11 protein-coding genes are annotated in these 22,606 nt (G+C 64.2%); 10 read left to right on the top strand and 1 reads right to left on the bottom strand.

Translation table 11 applies throughout. The annotated features are described in order from the left end of the window. Window positions 1–57: 57 nt before the first annotated feature. Window positions 58–1,266, bottom strand: a complete 1,209-nt coding sequence (gene metK / locus BMY12_RS03705; protein ID WP_093282205.1) for a methionine adenosyltransferase — start codon at window positions 1,264–1,266, stop codon at window positions 58–60. A gap of 327 nt (window positions 1,267–1,593) precedes the next feature. On the opposite strand from metK, the gene BMY12_RS03710 reads away from it, so the two are divergent. The 10 genes from BMY12_RS03710 to BMY12_RS19890 all read left to right on the top strand — a co-directional run bounded on the left by BMY12_RS03710 (window position 1,594) and on the right by BMY12_RS19890 (window position 22,573). Further along, window positions 1,594–2,679 (top strand): OmpA family protein, encoded by a 1,086-nt coding sequence (locus tag BMY12_RS03710; protein ID WP_177188821.1) that lies wholly within the window; start codon window positions 1,594–1,596, stop codon window positions 2,677–2,679. Between the two features lie 389 nt (window positions 2,680–3,068). Beyond that, window positions 3,069–4,322 (top strand): TolC family protein, encoded by a 1,254-nt coding sequence (locus BMY12_RS03715; RefSeq protein ID WP_177188822.1) that lies wholly within the window; start codon window positions 3,069–3,071, stop codon window positions 4,320–4,322. Continuing rightward, window positions 4,319–6,463 (top strand): ATP-binding cassette domain-containing protein, encoded by a 2,145-nt coding sequence (locus BMY12_RS03720; RefSeq protein ID WP_093282213.1) that lies wholly within the window; start codon window positions 4,319–4,321, stop codon window positions 6,461–6,463. The genes BMY12_RS03715 and BMY12_RS03720 overlap by 4 nt, the downstream gene beginning before the upstream one ends. After that, on the top strand, window positions 6,460–7,635 hold the full coding sequence (locus BMY12_RS03725; RefSeq protein ID WP_093282215.1) for a beta-barrel domain-containing protein: 1,176 nt from the start codon (window positions 6,460–6,462) through the stop codon (window positions 7,633–7,635). The genes BMY12_RS03720 and BMY12_RS03725 overlap by 4 nt, the downstream gene beginning before the upstream one ends. A gap of 391 nt (window positions 7,636–8,026) precedes the next feature. Further along, a complete protein-coding gene (locus tag BMY12_RS03730) occupies window positions 8,027–18,607 on the top strand; it encodes a calcium-binding protein (protein WP_093282218.1) in 10,581 nt (3,526 codons plus the stop codon). 101 nt (window positions 18,608–18,708) lie between these two features. Then, the gene (locus BMY12_RS03735) at window positions 18,709–19,308 is read left to right on the top strand and encodes a class I SAM-dependent methyltransferase (RefSeq protein WP_093282220.1); all 600 of its coding nucleotides are present in this window, start codon (window positions 18,709–18,711) and stop codon (window positions 19,306–19,308) included. Next, window positions 19,229–20,299 carry a sulfotransferase family protein gene (locus tag BMY12_RS03740; protein ID WP_093282222.1) on the top strand — a complete coding sequence of 357 codons (1,071 nt, stop codon included), beginning with the start codon at window positions 19,229–19,231 and terminating at the stop codon, window positions 20,297–20,299. The genes BMY12_RS03735 and BMY12_RS03740 overlap by 80 nt, the downstream gene beginning before the upstream one ends. 11 nt (window positions 20,300–20,310) lie before the next feature. Further along, entirely contained in the window at window positions 20,311–21,534 is a 1,224-nt protein-coding gene (locus BMY12_RS03745; protein ID WP_093282225.1) for a glycosyltransferase, read from the top strand. 61 nt (window positions 21,535–21,595) lie between these two features. Continuing rightward, window positions 21,596–21,832, top strand: a complete 237-nt coding sequence (locus tag BMY12_RS03750) for a DUF6447 family protein (protein ID WP_143068825.1) — start codon at window positions 21,596–21,598, stop codon at window positions 21,830–21,832. Window positions 21,833–22,207: 375 nt separating this feature from the next. Next, on the top strand, window positions 22,208–22,573 hold the full coding sequence (locus tag BMY12_RS19890) for a hypothetical protein (RefSeq protein WP_143068826.1): 366 nt from the start codon (window positions 22,208–22,210) through the stop codon (window positions 22,571–22,573). The last annotated feature ends 33 nt before the right edge of the window (window positions 22,574–22,606 follow it).

Consider the following 22,606-nt stretch of genomic DNA (forward strand, 5'->3'; position numbering starts at 1 on the left):
CGCCGCATTTGCGCGGCACAAACAAGAAGGCCGCCTTGCGGCGGCCTTTTCGACATCTCACTTCAGCTTCTTGGCGTCTTCCTTGAGGGCTTCGGCCTTGTCGGTCTTCTCCCAGGAGAAGGCGGTGAAGCGCTCGCCATTGGCGAGCTTGACCTCGTAGGGCTTGCGGCCGAAGTGGCCGTAGCTGGCGGTGGCCTGGTACATCGGGTGCACCAGATCCAGCATCTTGATGATGCCGTAGGGGCGCAGATCGAAGTGACGGCGCACCAGCTTCTCCAGCGAGGCGTCGCTGATCTTGCCGGTGCCGAAACTGGTGACGAAGATCGAGGTCGGCTCCGCCACGCCGATGGCGTAGCTCACCTGCACTTCGATGCGATCGGCGAGGCCGGCGGCCACCAGATTCTTCGCCACATAGCGCGCCGCATACGCCGCCGAGCGATCCACCTTCGAGGGATCCTTGCCCGAGAACGCGCCGCCACCGTGACGCGCCCAGCCGCCGTAACTGTCCACGATGATCTTGCGGCCGGTGAGGCCGCAGTCACCCACCGGGCCGCCGATGATGAACTGGCCGGTCGGGTTGATATGAATCTTCTTGTTCGGCACCGCATCCAGCCAGGCCTTGGGCAGCACGGGCTTTAGGATGTGTTCGATCACGCCTTCGCGCAGCTCTTTGTTCTTCACGCCCGGTGCATGCTGGGTGGAGAGCACCACCGCGTCGATGCCCACGGCCACGCCATCCTTGTACTTGAGCGTGACCTGGCTCTTGGCATCGGGACGCAGCCAGGGCAGGGGCGACTTCTTCTGCTTGCGCACCTTGGCCTGCTGCTCGACCAGACGGTGCGAGTAGAAGATCGGCGCCGGCATCAGCTCCTTGGTCTCGTTGCAGGCATAGCCGAACATCAGGCCCTGATCGCCGGCGCCCTGTTCCTCGGGGTTCTTGCGATCCACGCCCTGATTGATGTCGGGCGACTGCTTGCCAATGATGTTGATCACGCCGCAGGTCGCGCCGTCATAGCCGACATCCGAGCTGGTGTAGCCGATGTCGCTGATCACCTTGCGCACCAGCTGCTCCAGGTCGATCCAGGCCGAGGTGGTGATCTCGCCGGCGACGATCGCCACGCCGGTCTTCACCAGGGTTTCGCAGGCCACACGTGCACGCTTGTCCTGCAGCAGGATCGCGTCGAGCACCGCATCCGAAATCTGGTCGGCGATCTTGTCGGGATGGCCTTCGGAAACGGATTCGGAGGTGAACAGGTATTCGGACATCAAAGGATCCTCGGCGACGGGTGGATATCTGTCTATACGGATGAACGGATTATATTAAGGTAAAGTGCCGCGAACTGCTTGAAAAGCCCGGCGGCCAGCGCCGCGTACCACGGGCGACGGCCGTGCGCTGACATTGAATAGCCCAAAACCATGTCGCTTACGTGAAGGCTGTCGTGTAAGCCGCTGAGCGCAGGCATCTTTATTCCTTATGCCAGCAATTGCTATATTATTTGCTTGGAAAACGGGCTCGCGCGGGTTTGCCGCCTGTGCGGGTCACAACACAATGACGTCGACAACTTGGGGTTCGTAAACATGCAGCTAAAAACGATGAAGGCGGCCGCCTTGCTGACGCTGGCCGTGTCCGGGATCAGCACCGCAGCGGCAGCTGATGAGCCCTACGCGCTGCGGCCTTATTTCGATCTGGGTCCGAGCTTTACCTTCGCCGATGACAACGATCGCCATTCCGGCGACGCCACCGGCTACTTCGCAGGCGTGGGTGTGCCGCTCGCACGTTATTTCGGCCTTGAAGCCAACATCTCGCAGGCCTGGTTCGACCGCAACGATGCGCCGGACAACCTGAAGTGGCGCGAGCGCGGCGGCGAACTCAACGCCCTGTTCACCTACCCGATGAGCGATGGCTGGGTGCCTTATCTGTCGGTCGGCGGTTCCTTCGTGCAGTCGCGCCTCAACGGCGGCGGCAAGAGCTCCGATCCGGCCTATTCCTACGCGGGCGGCGTGTTCAAGTACTTCAAGGCCGGCAGCCAGGATCTGGGTCTGCGCCTGGAAGCGCGCTACCGCTATCTGAACGTGGATGAAGACAAGATCGGTGGCGCTTTCACCGACAACAACGTCTTCAACGAGCTGATTCTGCGCCTGGGTCTGGTGGTGCCGTTCGGCAGTGCCCTGGATTACGGCAACAAGCCGGCAGCGGCGGCTCCGGTCGATCCGGATTCCGACGGCGACGGCGTGCCGGATTCCAAGGACAAGTGCCCGGATACGCCCAAGGGCGTGAAGGTGGACGAGACCGGCTGCCCCTTGCCGGCCAAGGTCGGTGCGCCGGCGCCCAAGGTCAAGAGCTTCGGCCCGGTCTACTTCGACTTCGACAAGGCTGATCTGAAGGCTGCCGAGCGCGCCAAGCTCGACAATGCCCTGAAGATCGTGCAGGACATGAAGAACCCGAAGATCGTGCTGCGCCTCAACGGCCATACCGATGACGTCGGCACGCCGGAATACAACGTGGGCCTGGGCGAGCGTCGTGCACAGACGGTCAAGAAGTATCTGGCCGACAAGGGCTACAAGGGCGAGTTCCAGATCACGTCCTTCGGCGAAACCAAGCCGGCCGCCGACAACGGCACCGAGCAGGGTCGCGCGCTGAACCGTCGCGTGGAAGTCGAGGCCTTCGAGAACAACTGATCGGCGAAGCGATTTCGCAATCAGTCAAAGAATGCGGGACGGAAGGCGTGCCTTCCGTCCCGTTTTCTTTTGTGCCACGCGCAATTCGTAAGCTTGATCGCCTACCATACCGGCCCGGGTGAGGCAGCGGCGCGACCTTTTCGGACGCAGCCGGCACCCGCAGGCAGGCGGTCAGTCAGGGAGCGATGGACCGGCAGACGGTCCTGAGGACTACGGTGCACAGCAAGCGCAGTCGACATTGGTGGCTCTTCATCGGGCTGGCAGCGGCGCAGCCGCTGCTTGCAGCCTTGGCACAGACGCCGAGCGGGGAACCGCCGGCAACAGCTGCGACAGCGGGCGGGCTTGAAGCGGGTCAGGCGCTCGATCTGAGTCTGCCGCCTGCGGAGACCGTGGCGCCGCTCAGTGCGCCCGATTCCTTCGGTGACGCCGGCGCCATGAGTCTGGCGCAAGCACTCAATCGTGCCTGGCGCGACAACCCGCAGGTGCTGCAGGCCATGAAGGCGCTGGAAGCCACCGGCTACGACATCTCCGGCGCGCGCACCGGTTATCTGCCTTATGTGAGCTACTCGGCGGCGCAGTCGCGTGGCGGCAGCAGCGTCATCGATGGCCGTTCCACGGTGGTCAGTGTGGTGCAGCCGCTGTGGAGCGGCGGCTCGACCGGAGCGCTGGTGGCGCAGGCCAAGGCCAAGCGCCAGACCGCGCTGGCGGACTTCAACAACACGCGTCTGCAGCTGGGCCTCAAGACGGCGGAGGCCTATCTCAATGTCGCGGCCTCGCAGGAGCTCGATCAGCAGTGGCAGAAATACATCGCCGAGCTGCAGCGTCTGCTGGGCGTCATTCAGCGCCGCGCCAAGGAAGGTGCCGCGCCGCAGGCGGATGTGGAGACGGCGCTGGCGCGCCTGCGTCAGGCGCAGTCCGGGGCGGAAGCCAACCGCGCCGTCTACGAGGCCAATCGCGCGCAGCTGGAGAGTCTGATTCTGGCGCGCCCCGATACCGTGTACTGGCCGCCCGACAACACGCGCTTGAGTGACGAAGAGGTCAGTGGTGCCGGCACCGTCGGGATTCAGGGACATCCGGTGCGGCAGACCGCCCTGGCGCAGCTTGCGGCGCAGGATGCCAGCACCCGGCAGGCCAAGGCCGCGCTCTGGCCGCAGGTCTCGCTGCAGTTCAAGCACCAGATCAGCGGCGAGATTCTCGATCCCAGCAATGACGATGTGACCTCGCTGGCGCTCTCTTACCAGACCGACAACGGTCTCAAGGGCTTTCTCGCCTACAAGGCCGAGCAGCAGCGTGCGGAGTCCGCGCAGGCCCGTTATCAGGCGGCGATCCGCGAGGTGGACGCTTCGATCCGTGTGGCACGCGCCCAGCGTCAGGCGGCGCTGCTGCAGATCGCCTCGCAGGAAGAAGCCACGCGTTCCACTTCGGCCCTGGTGGACAGCTTCATCCGGCAGTTTGAAGTCGGTCGCAAGACCTGGCTGGAAGTGCTCAATGCGCAGCGCGAAGCCAATGAGCAAGTGCTGCAGCTGGTGAGCGTGCGCCGTGGTTTCTGGCTGGCCAATGCCCAGCTGGCGCTGCAGGCGCTGTACTGGCGGCGTCTGAGCGACGCCGCGCCGGTGATCGAATACGTGGGAGAGGGACCATGACGCAAAGCGAGATCCTGCCGGCGCCGCTGTCGGCAGAGGCGGCGGCACAGGCGATTGCCGATCTCGCCCGTCGGCGCGGCCTGCATGCCTCGCTGCGCGAAGCGCAGCAGGCCTGGCAGGACGTGACCGCGCAGTCCGATGCCGAGCGGCTTGCGGCGGCCTGGGCGCTGCTGTTTCAGGGACACACCCTGGAGACGGTGCCCTTGTCCTTGCTGACGCCGGCGCAGCTGCCGGCCTGGGTGCTGGCGCCGAACCAGGTGGGCGTGCTGCTGCGTCTGGCCGACGGGGCCCGGCACGCCGAGATCGTCTGGCCGGAAGCGGGCGAGGCGCCACCGGCGCCGAGTGCGTTCGCTCTGGTGCCGGTGCCGCCGGCGCTGGCGGCGGAGAAGATTGAAGTCGAGCGCAAGCAGCGTGGCCCGGCCACGCAGGCCATCCTGGCGGCGATACGCCAGCACCTGCCGCTGCTGCTGCGCATCGGCCTGGTCAGTGTGCTGGTCAATATGATCACCGTGGTCTCTTCGCTGTTCGCGATGCAGGTCTATGACCGCGTCGTGCCTAATTCCGCGTATGCGACGCTCTGGGTGCTGGCCAGCGGTGTGCTGATCGCCTACGTCTTCGAGCTGTTGTTCAAGCTGATCCGCCTGAAGCTCATGGAGGCTTCGGCCAAGCGCATCGATGAGGCGCTGTCTCTGTACTTCTTCGAGAAAGTGATGGCGCTCAAGCTCGACCGCCGCCCTTCGCGCGTCGGCTCGCTGGTGGCGCAGATCCGCGACTACGAGTTCATCAAGAGCTTCTTCACCTCCTCGACGCTGTTTGTGCTGGCGGACATTCCTTTCCAGCTGTTCTTCATCGCCATCATCGCCATGATCGGTGGCGATGTTGCCTGGGTGCTGATCGGCTTTGCGCCGCTGTGCCTGCTGATCGGCTTCTCGGTGTACCGGCCGCTGGCCGCCGTGCAACGCGAGCAGAGCGATGAGGTGACGCGGCGTCAGGGCATTCTGTTCGAGGCGGTGGCCGGCGCCGAGATCATCAAGGCGCAGGGCGGCGAATCCAATTTCGGCAACGTCTGGTTGCGCTCCACCCGCGAAACCGCCAAGCGCTCCGAAAAGCTGCACCTGCTCTCGGCCTATGCCCAGTACGCCACTTACATCACCCAGCAGATGGCATATGTCGCGGTGCTGACGGTGGGTGTCTACAGGATCGGTGACGGTGAGCTGACCATGGGCGGCCTGATCGCCTGCTCGATCCTGTCCAGCCGCGCCCTGGGCAATATCGCCACCGTGACCCAGTTGCTGCTGCAGTGGCATCACGCGCGCTACGCCCTGGACGTGCTCAATCAGGTGCTGTCCTGTCCCAGCGACGATGCCGCCGGCCGCGAAGGCAATACCAGCAGCGCCCCGCTGGATCTGGCCATCAACGAGCTGCGCTATGCCTACGAAGGCGTGCAGGTCAATCAGCTGGCAGTTCCCAAGCTGAGCATCAAGGCCGGAGAGCGCATCGCGGTGCTCGGCCGCAATGGCAGCGGCAAGACCACCTTGCTCAAGCTGCTGGCCGGCATCGCCACACCGTCCGGCGGCGACGTCACCATCGCCGGGCTCGATATCCAGAACTGCCGGCCCAGCTGGCTGCGCGAGGTGATCGGCTATCTGCCGCAGGAAGTGCGGCTGTTCTCCGGCACCCTGCGCGAAAACCTCACCCTGGGCCTGAGCCTGCCCAGCGAGGAGCGGATCTGGGAAGCGCTGCAGAAAACCGGTCTCGATGTCATGGTGCGCCGCCATCCCCTGGGTCTCAACATCCCGATCCGCGAAGGGGGTTCCGGTTTGTCCGGCGGTCAGCGGCAGCTGGTGGGGCTGACCCGGCTGGTACTGCAGGAGCCGCGCATCTGGGTGCTGGACGAGCCTTCTTCGAGTCTCGACAAGGAGGCCGAAGAGCGTCTGGTGCTGATGCTGCGCAATCTGCCGCGGCATCACACGCTGATCTTCTCCAGTCATCGCCCGGGCTGGCTGGAGCTGGCCGACCGCGTGCTGATTCTGGAGGATGGGGTGCTCAAGGTGGATGTGCCATCCGAGCGCGTGAAGGCGGTGCAAAACGGTGCAGTGCCTCGGCCGGCTGCTGCCGTGGCGGCGCAGGGGGCACGATGAACCAGATCGATCAGTTGTTCGCGCGCGCCGAACCCCTGCAGCTGGGCTATGCCAACCGCATTCTGCTGGTGCTCTCGGCGCTGCTGCTGGCCGCCTGCGCCTGGGCCAGCTGGGCGACGCTGGACGAACAGATTCGTGCGCCGGGCACGGTCATCGTCTCCAGCCGTGCGCAGATCGTGCAGGTGGTGGACGGTGGCGTACTGAAAAAGCTCAAGGTCCGCGAGGGTGACCAGGTCAAGGCCGGCGATCTGCTGGCGGAGCTGGACCGGGCCCGCTTCGAGGCCAGCACGGATGAAATCCGCGCCAAGGTCATCGCCCTGACCGCCAATATCGAACGCGCCCGCGCCGAACTCGATGGCACGCCGCTGAGGTTCTCCAAGGAAGTGCAGCAGTACGCCGACATCGTGGCCTCGCAGCGCAATCTTTATGACCGGCGCCTGCAGTTGCAGCGCGAGGAACTGGGGGCCATCCAGCGTTCACTGAAGCTGGCCAGCGACGAGCTGGCCGCCCTGGAGCGTCTGGCCAAGACCGGCGATGCGTCCGAAACCGAAGTGCTGCGTTCGCGCCGGCAGGTCAATGAACTGCGCGGCACGATGGACAACAAGCGCAACGGTTACCGCCAGGAAGCCCAAACCGATCTGGCCAAGAGCCAGGCCGATCTGGAGCAGGCCCAGGAGGTCTTGAGCCAGCGCCGCGAGGCCCTGCAGTCCACCCAGCTGCGGGCGCCGATGAGTGGCACGGTGAATAATGTCCGCATGACGACCATCGGCGCGGTGATGAAGGCCGGCGATGAACTGCTGTCGATCACGCCCTCAGACGATCCGCTGGTGGTGGAGGCCAAGGTCACGCCGGCTGACGTGGCCTTCATCCGCAAGGACCTTCACGCCAACGTCAAGCTCGACGCCTACGATTACACCATCTATGGCTCGCTCAAAGGCCACGTCACCTACATCAGCTCGGACACCCTCCAGGAAAACACCCCCAAGGGCGAGCAGACCTATTACCGGGTGCATATCCAGATCGATGAGATTCCAGCCGACCGCGCGCACAAGATCGAAGTCCTGCCGGGCATGACCACCAAGGTGGAGATCATCACCGGGGAGCGCACCGTCGCCCAGTACCTGCTCAAGCCCTTGCGCCGCGTCAGCAGCGAGGCCCTGGTCGAGCGCTGAAAATCGGTCTGGAGGCGCTTGACTGTGCCTTTGTGCGTGACGCGAGAACCATGTCACGCGCTGCAAGTTTTTGAGGCCTTATTGTTGCGCTGTTTTGATGCACTTCATCCAGCTACTGGTGCGGATTGAGCGCTTTTGCACACTTCACGACGGGCAATCTGCAAACGGTAGTGTGAGGCAGATAAGCGGACGCTAAGGGCGGCGTAGGTTTGTTGAAAGGCCCAGACCCATTTGTTAGATTCGTTTGAAGTCGCATATACGCAGAAGCAGCGCTCATCCCAGGCGAGCAGCCGACAAATGGGCGAGCGAGGAGAAACGCAGCAACCTTTTCTGATTGTTCCGCCGCCCAATTCCGGGCGGCGGTGCGAAGCATCACTCAGGGGATATCGAGATGGCGAAGGAATCTGGTGACCGCAGCACCCAACACGTTGCGCAGGCAAACAACCCCAAGTCTTCCAAGCAGGAAGACCTTCTCAAGAAGAAGCTCCAGCAAGATCTGAGCCAGGACGGCAGCGGAAAGCACAGCGCCGAGGATCAGGTCGCGGCCGCGCCTCAGAAGGCTGAGGGCAGCGAGCAGGCATCAGCCGGCGGCGTGTTCGCCGACTCCCAGGCATTGATGGTGGCCGATTCCGGCCTCGCCGCGTCGGACGCGGCGGGCGGCGGCGGTTCGGCCGGTCTGAGCACCGGCGCCTGGCTCGCCATCGGCGGCGGCGTGACGGCGGTCACGGCGTTTGCGGTGAGCGGCAACGGCGGTGGCGGCGGTGGCGGTGGTAACTCCGCGCCCGTTGCCAGCAACACGGCAATCACGACGGCCGAAGACACGGTCAAGACCGGCACCCTGCCGGTGGCTACCGATGCCAATAACGACACCCTGACCTATGCGCTCGGCACCCAGGCCGCGCACGGCACGGTGGTGATCGGCGCCGATGGCAGCTACACCTACACCCCGACCGCGAACTACCACGGCAGCGACAGCTTCACCTACACGGTGAGCGACGGACATAACACCCCGGTCACCGCCACGGTCACGGTCACGGTTTCCTCGGTCAACGACGCACCGACCGCAGCCAACAGCACCGTCAGCGCCACGGAAGATACGGTCAAGACCGGCACGCTGACCGCCGGCGTGGACGCAGACGGCGACACGCTGACCTATGCACTCGCTACGCAGGCCGCCCACGGCGTGGCCGTGGTCAACGCTGACGGCACCTACAGCTACACCCCGGCCGCCAACTTCAACGGCACCGACTCCTTCACCTACACGGTGAGCGACGGCAACGGCGGCACGGTCACCGCGACCGCCAACGTCACGGTGGCTGCGGTCAATGACAATCCGACGATTGCCGCCGCCACGGCCGGCACCACGGCCGAAGATACGGTGCTCTCCGGCAATCTGCCGACGCCCAGCGACGTGGATGGCGATACCGTCACCTTCGTGGCCGGCACCACCGCCACCGCCCACGGCAGCGTGACCATCGCCGCAGACGGCAGCTTCACCTACACCCCGGTCGCCAACTACCACGGCACCGACACCTTCACCTATTCGGTGAGCGACGGCCACGGCGGCACTGCCTCCGGCACCGCCACCATCACCGTCAGTTCGGTCAACGATGCACCGGTGGCCGCCGATGACGCCGCCAGCACGGTGCAGAACCTCGCCGTGACCGGTTCGGTTTCGGCAACGGACGTGGACGGCGACACGCTGACCTTCAGCATCGTCGGCAACGGCGGCGCCGCCCACGGCACCGTCGTGCTGAATGCCAACGGCAGCTACACCTATACCCCGGCTGCCAACTTCTTCGGCCAGGACAGCTTCACCTATACGGTCAGCGACGGTAACGGTGGCACCGATACCGGCGTGGTCACCGTCGACGTGGCGCAGATCAACTTCGTCTTCACCGCCGGCACCGACAACTTCGTCGGTACCGCCGGTCAGGCCAACGAGTTCTATCTCGCCACCAACAACAACCTCAATGCCAATGATTCGGTGGACGGCAACGGTGGCAATGACACCGTCATCCTGGCCATCGACGGCAGCGCGAGCTCGGTCAACTTCTCCGGCTTCGAGTTCGTCGACGTTGATACCTTCGAGATCACCTCGGACTCCGGCAACGGTGCCGGCAGCCTGAACCCGACGCAGATCGACCTGTCCAGCTCCGACGCCATCGGCACGCTGGTGGTCATGAACAGCACCGACGATGTCGCGCTGCTCAACGCCGGTGCCGGCGCGATCACCGCCAACACCACTTACCTCGAGATCCGCGACGAAACCGATCCGAACGTCAGCGTCCTGCTCGACATCCGTGATACCGATGTCACCGGCACCGCCGACAAGGTGGACGTCACCATCAGCGCCGCCGGCAATGCAGGCGATGCGCTCAACGACCTGATTCTGGACGACGCTCTCGAGCAGGCCGTGATTCATACCAGCGGCTCGCTGGCGGTGGTCATCGACACCCTGGACTTCAACGGTGGTGCGACCGCCAACGGCGGCACGGACCTGACCCTGGATGCCGACAGCGCAGCCCTGACCATCCGCGATGCGCTGGACAGCGCCATCCGCACGGTGGACGGCAGCGGCAGCACCAATGACCTGAGCTACTCGGCGGTCAACGCCGCTGGCAGCACCACGCTCAGCGGCGGCAGCGGCGACGACACCATCGTCGGTGGCCTGAACGTCAACAACGACATCAACGCCGGCAATGGCGACAACGTGGTGGTCGGCGGCAGCCAGGACGACGACATCACCACCGGCACGGGCGATGACACCATCATCGGCAATGCCGGCAACGACACCATCAGCAGCGGCGCTGGCGCTGACAGCATCATCGATGGCAGCGGTAGCAGCAGCATCGTCGCCGGCGACGGCAACGACACCGTCGTGCTCGGCAGCGGTGACGACACCGTGGTTCTGGGCAACGGCGACGACGTCGTCTATGCCACCGGCAACCTCACCGCCAACGACTACCTGCAGGGCGGCGCCGGCACCGACACGCTGTACATCAGCGCGCAGAACGCCGCGACCGATCTGGATCATGTCCAGGGTTTCGAGAACATCGTCCTGCTCGACAACGCTGCGGGCTACTCCTACGAAATCACCGACCAGACTGCGTTCGGCTTCACCAATCCCGCACAGTCCTTCGACGCCGACACCACGGTGGTGACCGTCGACGGTTCGGCGCTGACCGCCGGACATGATCTGGACTTCGACGCCACGGTGCTGAGCCGTGCCATCCACTTGATCGGTGGCTCGGGTGACGATTCCCTGATTGGCGGCGCAGCCGCCGACACCATTGAAGGCAATCTGGGCGACGATTTCCTCGTCGGCAATGGCGGCAACGATACCTTCGTCTTCGACGGCGGCGAACTGACCGCGAACGACACCATCTACGGCGACGGCGCTTTCGGCTCGCTGCCGGGCGGCCACTCCGCCGGCACCAACACCATCGTGCTGGTGGATGACAGCACCGAAGCGATCGACAACGCTGGCACCATCGAAGAAGACTTCACCCTGAACCTCGATGTCGATGGCGCGATCAGCTCGGTGGTGGTCCAGGACGACGCGGCCGGTGGCGATGTGCGCCTGACCCTGGCCGCTGGCTTCAGCCAGGCCAGCCTGACGGTCGACGCCACCGCGCTGGACGCCGGTGAGCATTTCACCTTCGACAACAACGGCAACAACGAGCAGTTCAACGTCTCCTCCGGCGCCGGCAACGACACCATTCTGGTGGGCGATGGCGACGACGTGGTCGTCAGCAACGACGGCAACGATGCCGTCATCACGGGCGCGGGTAGCGACAACGTCAGCCTGGGCCTGGGCGACGACTCCGTGCAGAGCGGTGCCAACCTCGACTCCACGGACGTGATCGCGGGCGGCGACGGCAGCGACGATCTGTACACTGACGCTGGCACCACTGACGTGGACTACACCAATGTCAGCAGCATCGAGACGCTGGTGCTCAACAACACGGGTGTCACGGTCATCGACGCTCAGGCGCAGGAAGCCGGCATCGTCAACGTGATTCTCACCAGCGGTGCCGACACGCTCGACGCGTCCGGCTACACCGTGGGCCTGAACGTCAACGACGGCGCGGGCAGCGACAGCGTTATCACCGGCAGCGGCAACGACACCATCACCGCTGTTTCTGGCAACGACACCATCAATGCAGGCGAAGGTGACAACGTTGTCAGCGGCGGCTCGGGCGACGACGAAATCAGTGCCGGCGCGGGCAACGACACCATTTCCACTGGCGGCGGCAATGACACGGTGCTGGCTGGCGATGGCAACAACCTGATCATTGACGGTAGCGGCAGCAGCACCATTGTCACTGGCGCCGGCCAGGATACCGTCGACCTCGGCCTTGGCGCCGACGACCTCTCCCTGGGTGGCGGCAATGATGTCGTGGTCGTGCGCAACGGCGAGCTGGGCATCAGCGACAGCATTGCGGGTGGCGCGGGCACCGATACGGTTCAGCTCGACAACTCGGTGGGTGAGGTCAACGCATCGGTTAATCTGAACATCGTCACGGACGTGGAGAATTACACCCTCGTCCACAACGGCGACTGGACGATCTTCGGCGATTTCGACAACAACTCCCTGACCTTCACCGGCGGCAACGTCGGCACGCTGACGCAGGTCAACATCGATGCTTCCGCCCTGACCGATCCGCTCGACACCTTCACGGTGACGCTCGACGTGGGCCAGACCGACGCCGACTACCAGTTCAACATCACGGGTTCCGCCACCGGCGACACCTTGATCAAGGAAAACCTGGGCGTCGACAACAACATCAACTTCCAGGGCAACGCCGGCAACGACGTGCTGGAAATCTCCGGCGGCGATCTGGGCTCGACGGTCACCATGGACGGCGGCTCGGGCACGGACTCCATCCGCGCCTCGGACAACGTCTTGATCACCGACGACGGCTTCACCAGCGTCAGCAGCGTTGAAATCCTCACCTCCAACAGCGGCGTCTCGCTCAATGCGGTGCTGGGCACCGAAGCCGATGGTGCCGGCATCAACCAGCTGGACCTGCAGTCCAACACCGACAGCATCACGCTGGACGCGGCCTTCAACAACGCCACCACGGTCAATCTGTACGCGGTCGGCGGCAATGCCGGCAACGACACCGTGAACGCGGGCGCCTCGGCCGCAGTGCTCACCATCAACGGCTACGACAGCAACTTCACCGCGGGCGACGTGCTGATCGGCGGCACCACCTCCAGCGATGTGCTGAACGTCTATGCGACGGGTGGTGTGGCCAACCTCAGCAATGTCGAGGGTGTGGAAACCATCGTCGCGCAGTTCGGCACCAGTGCGGTCACCAGCATCATCATTGACACCACGGCAGCGGACCTGGACGGCGTTAGCTTCCAGACCATCGACGCCTCGGGTCTGGCGGATGCCTTCGGTCCGGAATCGCTGAACCTCGACGGCGGCGCTGCAACCGCCGACCTCAAGGTCACTGGCAGCATCGGTGACGACACCCTGACCACCGGCTCGGGCAATGACACGGTCACCGCCGGTGACGGCGACGACCTGATCAGCACCGGCCTGGGCAATGACTCCGTGGCCGCCGGCGACGGCGACAACACGGTCACCACCGGCTCGGGTGCTGACACCGTCAGCAGCGGCACGGGCGACGATCTGATCGACACCGGCGTGGGTATCGACCAGATCAACAGCGGCGCCGGCAACGACACCATCCAGCTGGGTGGCGATGACGTGGTTTCCGACACCGTCTTTGCGGGTGCGGGTGCCGACGTCATCATCGCCGGCACGGGCGCGGATCACATCGACGTGGGTGCCGATGGCAATACGGATCTGGTGCAGATCAATGCCGCGCGCATCTCCGGCGGCAACATCGTGCTGGTGGACGGCGTCACCATCATCACCAACTTCAACGTCAGCAACGACGTGATCTCGCTCTCCCCGGTGCTGTTCGCCGATAGCGCGGCTACCCTGACCCAGGGTGACAACGCCATCGAGCAGGCGCAGGGCGACAGCTGGAAGAACGGTGCCAACGGCGTCAATAACGGTGGTCCGGGTTCGGGCGACGACTACGCTGAGCTGGTGGTCATCACCACCACGGCCAGCGGCGGCGCCGACACCGGCCTGAAGGTCGCGCAGTTCCTGGCCTTCAATGACCTGGCTTCCGCCGGCAACAACCAGCAGGCCGTGTTCGCCATCACCGATGGCACCGACACCTATCTCTGGCAGTACACGGACGACGGCGACAACACCCTCTCGGGCACGGACTTCACGCTGCTGGCCATCCTGGACGGCGTGAACAACCTCTCGGGCGCCAACCTGACGCTGAACTACACCTTCACGCCGGGCGACGACAATGTGCTCGTCACCTCCGGTGCGATTGTGGACGGCCAGGGCGGTAATGACAGCGTGACCATCGTGCCGGATACCGGTGCGGGCACCACCGTGCAGGTCACCAATGTCGAGACGGTGAACGGCACCTCGGGCAACGACACCGTCACCTTCGTCGACACCACCACGCTGAACGTCGAAGTGTTCAGCAACGGCGGCAGCGACGTTGTCAACCTCAGCAACGGTCAGACCCTGACGTTCCACAGCACCGGCACCATCGTGGTCGGCGCGGGTAATGCCATCGACGACAACGCTTCCGGCAGCAGCTTCGACAGCAGCATCGAAACCGTGATTCTGGCTGACGACGGCGCGCCGCATACCGTTACGGTGACGGGCGTGGAGAGCGTCAACGGCAGCAGCGGCAACGATGCCATCACCTTCGGCTCCAACACCAACGCCACGGTCAGCGGCGATGGCGGTGCGGACACCGTGGTCGGCGCCAATGGCGGCCAGAGCCTCGTGCTCAATGATGTGGACAGCGTCTTTGCCGGTACCGGCAATGATTCGGTCAGCATCAACGGCGGCCTGAACTATGCCGACCTCGGCGCCGGCAACGACCAGCTGACGTTCACCTCGGCGGCCAACGGCGCCACCGTCTTCGGCGGCATCGGTTCCGATACCGTGTACGGCTCCAACGCCGGTGACGCCTTCGCGACGCAGAGCGTGGAAACCGTCTACGCCGGCACTGGCGACGACACCATCACGGCCGACGGCACGCTCGACTACATCAGCCTGAACGATGGCAATGACGAGCTGAGCTTCAACGCGGCCAACACCATCGCCTTCGTCCAGGGCGGCCTGGGCAGCGATACCGTCAATGGCTCTGCCGGCAGCGATGCCATCAATGTTGCTGACGTCGAGCACATCAATGCTGGTAACGGCAATGATGCCATCGGCTTCTATACGAACATCGCCGCACCGGTTGCAACGGTGGACGGCGGCGTCGGTAACGACACGGTGTTCGGCTCCAGCGACGGGGATCAGCTGACCCTGATTTCTGTGGAGACGCTGCAGGCTGGTTCTGGTGCCGACACCATCTCCGCCGACGGCGATCTGAACTACGCCGACCTGGGCGCCGACAACGATGATCTGACCCTGACGGCTGCCACCAGCGCCACTGTCATCGGCGGCGGCGGCACCGACACCGTCAACGGTTCGAGCGGCAACGACTCGTTGGTCGTCGATACCCTGGAGATCATCAATCTCAATGGCGGCGATGACTATGTTCAGTTCCTGAATGCGGCTAGCAGCACCATCGACGGCGGCTCGGGTACCGATACGGTGCAGGGTTCCGCCGGTGCGGATTCGCTGCTGTTGACGGGCGTGGAAGTGCTGGCGGCGGGCGATGGTGCCGATGGCATCACGGTCAACGGCTCCGATCTGATCAACGCCGACCTGGGTGCAGATAATGACTACCTGCAGCTGAACGCAGCGACCAACGCGACCGTCAACGGCAGCTTCGGCAGCGATACCGTCTACGGTTCCAATGGTGGCGACACGCTGGATCTGCTCGGGGTCGAGCGCCTCTACGAAGGCAGCGGCAATGACGTGATCAGCGCTGATTCCGATCTGGACTACGCCTCGCTGTCGGGTGGCAACGACGAACTGAGCTTCACCGCTGCGGCCTCGTTCGCGACGGTGGATGGCGGCAACGGCACCGACACGGTGAATGGCTCCAGCAGCGCCGACAACATCAGCCTCTTTGCGGTCGAGGTGCTGGTGGCTGGCGCTGGCAATGACACGATCTTCAGCGATCAGTCTCTGAGCGACGTCCAGCTGGATGACGGCAACGATCACCTCAACTACGCCTTCGCCAGTGCTGGCGTCACGGCCACTGTCAGCGGCGGCTCTGGTGGCGATACCGTGGATGCCACCGGCGCGGCCGATAGCCTGACACTGATCGGTGTGGAGACGGTCAACACCTATTCCGGTGCCGACACGGTCACGGCGGACGGCGATCTGAAGAGTGCCAGCCTGGGCAATGACGACGACCATTTGACCCTGTCTGCGGCTGCGACCGCCACGGTTGATGGTGGCGCCGGCACCGACACGGTGACGGGCTCCTCCGGTGGCGATACGCTGACGATCACCGCTGTTGAGACGGTGACCGATGGCGGCGGCAACGATGTGGTGACGATCAGCGGCTCCAACACGGTGGCGGTGACGCTGACCGGTATCGAGACCCTGAACGGCAGCAGCAATGCCGACACGGTCACGGCGAGCGGCCTGAGCAGCGCGGTGCTGAACGGCGGTGCCGACAGCCTGACGCTGGGTGCGGCAACCACGGCGACCATCGACGGCGGCGCCGGCATCGACACGGTGACGGGTTCCTCCAGCGGCGACACGCTGACGATCACCGACGTTGAGACGGTGACCGATGGCGGCGGCAATGACGCCGTGACGCTGAGCAGCACGAACTCCGTGGCGGTGACGCTGACGGGCATCGAAACCGTGAACGGCAGCAGCAATGCCGACACCGTGACGGCGAGCGGCCTGAGCAGCGCGGTGCTGAACGGCGGCGCTGACAGCCTGACGCTGAGCGCGGCGACCACGGCGACCATCGACGGCGGCGCCGGCACCGATACGGTGACGGGCTCCTCCAGCGGCGACACACTGACGATCACCGACGTGGAAACGGTGACCGACGGCGGCGGCAATGACGCCGTGACGCTGAGCAGCACGAACTCCGTGGCGGTGACGCTGACGGGCATCGAAACCGTGAACGGCAGCAGCAATGCCGACACCGTGACGGCGAGCGGCCTGAGCAGCGCGGTGCTGAACGGCGGCGCTGACAGCCTGACGCTGAGCGCGGCGACCACGGCGACCATCGACGGCGGCGCCGGCACCGACACGGTGACGGGCTCTTCCGGTGCCGACACGCTGACGATCACCGACGTTGAGACGGTGACCGATGGCGGCGGCAATGACGCGGTGACGCTGAGCAGCACGAATTCCGTGGCGGTGACGCTCACGGGCGTCGAAACCGTGAACGGCAGCAGCAATGCCGACACCGTGACGGCGAGCGGTCTGAGCAGCGCGGTGCTGAACGGCGGTGCCGACAGCCTGACGCTGAGCGCGGCGACCACGGCCACCATCAACGGCGGTGCGGCGGTCGATACGGTGACGGGCTCTTCGGGTGGCGACACCCTGACGATCATCGATGTCGAGACGGTGACCGGTGGTTCGGGCAACGACAACGTCACGATCAGCGCTTCCAACACGGTGGCGGTGACGCTGACGGGCATCGAGACCCTGAATGGCAGCGCCAACGCGGATACCGTGACGGCGAGCGGCCTGAGCAGCGCGGTGCTGAACGGTGGCGCTGACAGCCTGACCCTGGGTGCGGCGACCACGGCCACCATCAACGGCGGTGCGGCAGTCGACACGGTGACGGGCTCTTCGGGCGGCGACACCCTGACGATCATCGACGTCGAGACGGTGACCGGTGGTTCGGGCAACGACCACGTCACGATCAGCGCTTCGAACACGGTGGCGGTGACGCTGACGGGCATCGAGACCCTGACCGGCAGCAGCAATGCCGATACGGTCACGGCGAGCGGTCTGTCCAGCGCGACGTTTGGTAACGGTGCCGACAGCCTGACGCTGAGCGCGGCGACTACGGCGACCATCGACGGCGGCGCCGGCACCGATACGGTGACGGGCTCCTCGGGTGGCGACACGCTGACCATCATCGACATCGAAACGGTGACCGGTGGCGTGGGCAGCGACCATGTCACGATCAGCGCCTCCAACACCGTGGCGGTGACGCTCACGGGCATCGAGACTGTGACCGGCAGCAGCAATGCCGACACCGTGACGGCGAGCGGTCTGAGCAGCGCCGATCTGGGCTCTAACGACGACCATCTGACCCTGGCCGTTGGTACGACGGCGACCATCGACGGCGGCACCGGCACCGACACGGTGACGGGTTCGGCGAGCGGCGACACCCTGTCGCTGAGCGGCGTGGAAAGCGTGGATGCAGGCGCGGGCAATGACAGCATCACCTTCGACGCTGCCATCACGGCCTCGGTCGACGGCGGTGCCAACACCGACACGGTGACGGGCTCCAGCGGTGATGATGTGCTGACGCTGACCAACGTCGAGGTGGTTGACCTGAGCGCGGGCGGTGCGGACGTGATCTTGCTGGCCACCAACGCGGCGGCGACGGTTCAGGGCTTCACGGCGGGCAATGACGCTCTGGACGTCGGCAATGGCCCGGGTGCGGAGTTCCAGTCGGTGTCGTATGACGTCGGTGATGTGGGCATCAACGCCGGCACGGACGTCATCGAGATTGAGCTCAGCAACCTCAGTGGTGTTTCGGCCATCCTGTCGGATCTCAGCGATGGTGGCGATGTTGAAAGTGTCATCGCCAATGCGGTTGGCAATATCGGTGCCGGCACCTACACCGTGATCGTGTACGACGACTACAACAACGGCCTCAACGCCGATGCGGGCGTCTACACCTTCACGACGGCGGGTTCTGCGAACCTCGCCACCAACGAGTTCTCGTTGACCCATGTGGCGACGCTGATTGATGTGGGCGTCAACAGCCTGGGTGGCACGGACGTGTTTGGTAGTGTCGACAACTAAGTGATACGGGCTCAGCCCGGCCGTCAACGACGGCCGGGCGGCTCTCGCAAGATTCCCAATCCCCGCCTCGCGCGGGGATTTCTTTATGTCGGGAGCGGTACATGCCTCGCTTTCTGCACGTTGGCTGCGGGCCGGCAACCAAGGTGAACACCACAGCGGCGTTTGCGGGCGCGGACTGGCAGGAGCTGCGTCTGGACATCGATGCCTCGGTCAAGCCGGACATCATCGGCTCCATGACGGATATGTCAGCGGTGCCGGATGCCAGCTTCGATGCCTTGTTTTCCTCGCACAACCTCGAACATCTGTATCCGCACGAAGTGCCGGTGGCACTCAAGGAATTCCGCCGCGTGCTGAAGCCCGAGGGCTTTGCGGTCATCACCTGTCCGGATCTGCAGTCCATCTGCGCCCTGGTGGCGGAGGGCAAGCTGCTGGATGCCGCTTATGAGTCGCCTTCAGGCCCGATCAGCGCGCTGGATGTCCTGTATGGCCATCGGCCGGCACTGGCCGCCGGCAATCTGTACATGGCGCATCGCTGTGGTTTTGTAGAGACAAGCCTGCGTGAGGCTCTCTGCGCGGCTGGATTCAAGGTGGTGGCGACCAAGTCGCGGCCGCATCCTTCTTATGATCTCTGGGCGCTGGCCTGCGTCTCCTCGCAGCCCAGACAGAAGACACGGGACATGGCGGCCACCTATCTGCCGTGACAAAACCGGCGATCACGATGCGGTTTGCTCCGCGCGGCTTGGCGCGGCTGATGGCGAAAGGCATCATCGCCCGGGCACTCGTACCACCGGGCGAAAAACTGTCATGGCAGCTGCTTTGAGTTCCGATTTTCTCAGTCGCGCGCAAGCGGCGATGGCCTTGCCCTGGTTTTTTGTCTGCGGCGCGCAGAAGTCCGGCACCACCTGGCTGCAGCGCATACTCGACGCGCACCCCGAAATCCAGTGTCGCGGCGAAGGGCATTTCTTCACCGTGCTGGCGACCAAGCTTTCCGAAGCCTGCAATGCCTACAACAGGACGCAGCGGCAGGTGGCCGCGCAGGTATATGAAGGCGAGCCTTACTATGTGCCGCTGACGCAGCCGGAGTTTCAGGATCTGCTGCTGTTGTTCAGTGCGGCGGTCATGGGCCGCAAGCTCAAGCCCGGCGCCAAGGTGCTGGGCGACAAGACGCCGGCTTATGCGATGCGTACCATGTTCATGCACAAGACCTTGCCGCAGGCGCGGCTGGTGCACATCATCCGCGACGGCCGCGACGTGGCGGTGTCGGCATTGCATCATGCGTATCGCGCTGGACTCGAAGATGCCATCGTTCCGCATTCGGAAGAGTTCTATAAGCAGATGCGCTGGCATGCGCGCAAGTGGGCCGTGAGCGTCAGCGCCGCACGGGACTTCGGGCGCCGGCATCCGGAGCTGTATTGCGAGGTTTCCTACGAGCGTCTGCTGCAGGCCCCGGGGCCGGAGATCGTCAGCGTCTGCCGCCTGTTGCAGGTGGACGACTCACCGGCGGCGGTGCAGGCGGCCTTAGACGGCGCGTCTTTTGAAAAGCTCACCGGCCGTGCGCGCGGCGAAGAAGACAAGCGTGCGTTCGTCCGCAAAGGCGAGGCCGGAGACTGGCAGAACTATTTTGATGAACGCAGTCTCAGGGTCTTTGATGAAGCCAGCGAAAATCTGCGCCACCAATTGGGTTATTGCTGAACGCGAGTGCAATGAAGATACTTTTTATTCACCAGAATTTCCCGGCGCAGTTCAAACATCTGGCGCCGGCACTGGCGGCGCGCGGAGATGAGGTGCGGGCACTGAGTGTCACCGGGCCGGCGGTGCCGGGCCTGCAGGTGACGCACTACAAGATCGCGCACAGCTCCAGCAAGGCCATCCATTCCTGGGCGAGTGACTTCGAAGCCAAGGTGATCCGCGCCGAGGCCTGCAGTCAGGCCATGCAGAAGATGCGTGACGAAGGCTTCGTGCCGGACCTGGTGGTGGTGCATCCGGGCTGGGGCGAAGGCCTGTGCATTGAAGAGGTTTTTCCCGGCGTGCCGCAGCTGCACTTCATCGAGTGGTACTACCACTTCAAGGGCGGCGACGTGGGCTTCGATCCGGAGTTCAATGACGAGCGCATCGCGCCGGGGCGGGTGCGCGCCAAGAACGCGATGAACCTGCTCAGCCTGGAGCAGATGACCGCCGGCTATTGCCCCACACACTGGCAGCTGAGCCGCCTGCCCGAGCGCTATCGCGAGCGGGTTTCGGTGATTCACGACGGCATCGACACCCAGGCGCTGCGGCCGGATGCGGGCGCGAGCGTCACCTTCCATCGCGACAAGCTGACGCTGACGCGCAAGGACGAGCTGGTCACCTTCATCAACCGCAATCTGGAGCCGATGCGCGGCTGGCATATCTTTGCGCGCAGCCTGCCGCAGTTGCTCAAGGCGCGGCCCAAGGCACACATCGCCATCATCGGCAACGATGAGCTGAGCTATGGCGCGCCACCGCCCGGCGGGCGGAGCTGGCGCCAGCTGATCTGGGACGAGATTCGCGAGCAGGTGGACGTGAGCCGGGTACATTTTGTCGGCCGCGTGCCGCACCAGACCATGATTCAGCTGCTGCAAGTGGCGCGCTGCCACGTCTATCTGACCATGCCCTTCGTGCTCAGCTGGTCGATGCTGGAGGCGATGTCCGTGGAGGCGCTGGTGGTGGGCAGTGACACGCCGCCGGTGCAGGAAGTGATCCGGCACGGCGAGAACGGACTGCTGACGCCCTTTCTCGATCCGCAGGCCCTGGCGGCGCTGGTCACCGAGGTCCTGGCCAATCCGGAGCGTTACGAGCACCTGCGCAGGGCGGCGCGCCAGACCGTGGTGCAGCGCTATGACCTGAATTCGATATGCCTTCCCGCGCAGCTGGCGCTGGTGGATAGCCTGGTGCGCAAAGGCGCCTAGCCTTAGCGGCGGGGCTTAATGATTTCTATTAACCGCAGTTTCAATGACAGGAGAAGTGCCCGTGGCAAAAGTGGAAAAGCAGGTAGCGGCAAAGCAGGCTCCGGTTGTGGCCATCGACGGTCAGAAGTACGAGTGGGCCAAGCTCAGCAAGGAAGCCCGCGCCGCGGTCATCAACATCAATACGGTGGACGCCGAACTCAAGCGTCTGCGCGTGCAGGTGGGCATCGCGCAGACCGCGCGCAAGCTGTTTGTCGCGCAGCTCCGCGGCAGCCTGGCCAAGGCCAAGAACGGCGGCTGAGGCTCACGGCTCTTGCAATGGTGCGGTGCACATAAAAAATGCCCATTAACGATGCAGGCGTGAACTGATTTCGTGCGCTGCCTCAGGCCGACGAATGGTCGGATGCAAAATGCGCGAGTTGAGCGAGATTGATGGAAATTGAAGATGGAAATCTCATAAATCTGTCACGACTGTAGGTTAATTTAGCCGCGTTGTAGGTGTTACCCTGATTTCCGGCGCCAGTTCAGTGCGTTATTTGGGTTGACATGGTGCGATGAGGCGCGTTAGATTCGCTCCCCTTCATGCCATCTGTACACCAAAGCGCTGTGAATTAAGTGGCACGATGGTTGCGGGAAAGAAGAACGCAAGTTCAATGCGGTTTACTTGGGGGTTTTAATGTCTATCTCAATCGGTGGTGGTATCTCCATCGTGACCAGTCCAGACGGGCATGGATATCTCCATGTCGGCCTGGATATTCACCTTGGAAGTTTGCTGGACATCAGTCTTAACATCGACACCTTCCCGGGCGGCAGCAGCATCGCTCCGTCGGTTGGTTCTCCGTTGATTCCCAGCCCCAGCGTCGCTGGTGGTCTGCTCGATCAGCTTCTGCCGCCGATTATTGCTCCGGTGGTGGACAGCCTGCTCGGCGCCATCCCGTCTGGCGGCGTGGGCGCTGCGCAGGAACCGCCGGCTGGCTCCAGCACTCTGCTGGATCTGGGCGGCACGCTGATCAACCTGCCGGGTGCTTTCAAGGAATCCTGAGTTTCATTAGCAGGAAGTTGATCAAGTCCCTCC

This window comes from Solimonas aquatica (assembly GCF_900111015.1).
Lineage (GTDB): Bacteria > Pseudomonadota > Gammaproteobacteria > Nevskiales > Nevskiaceae > Solimonas > Solimonas aquatica.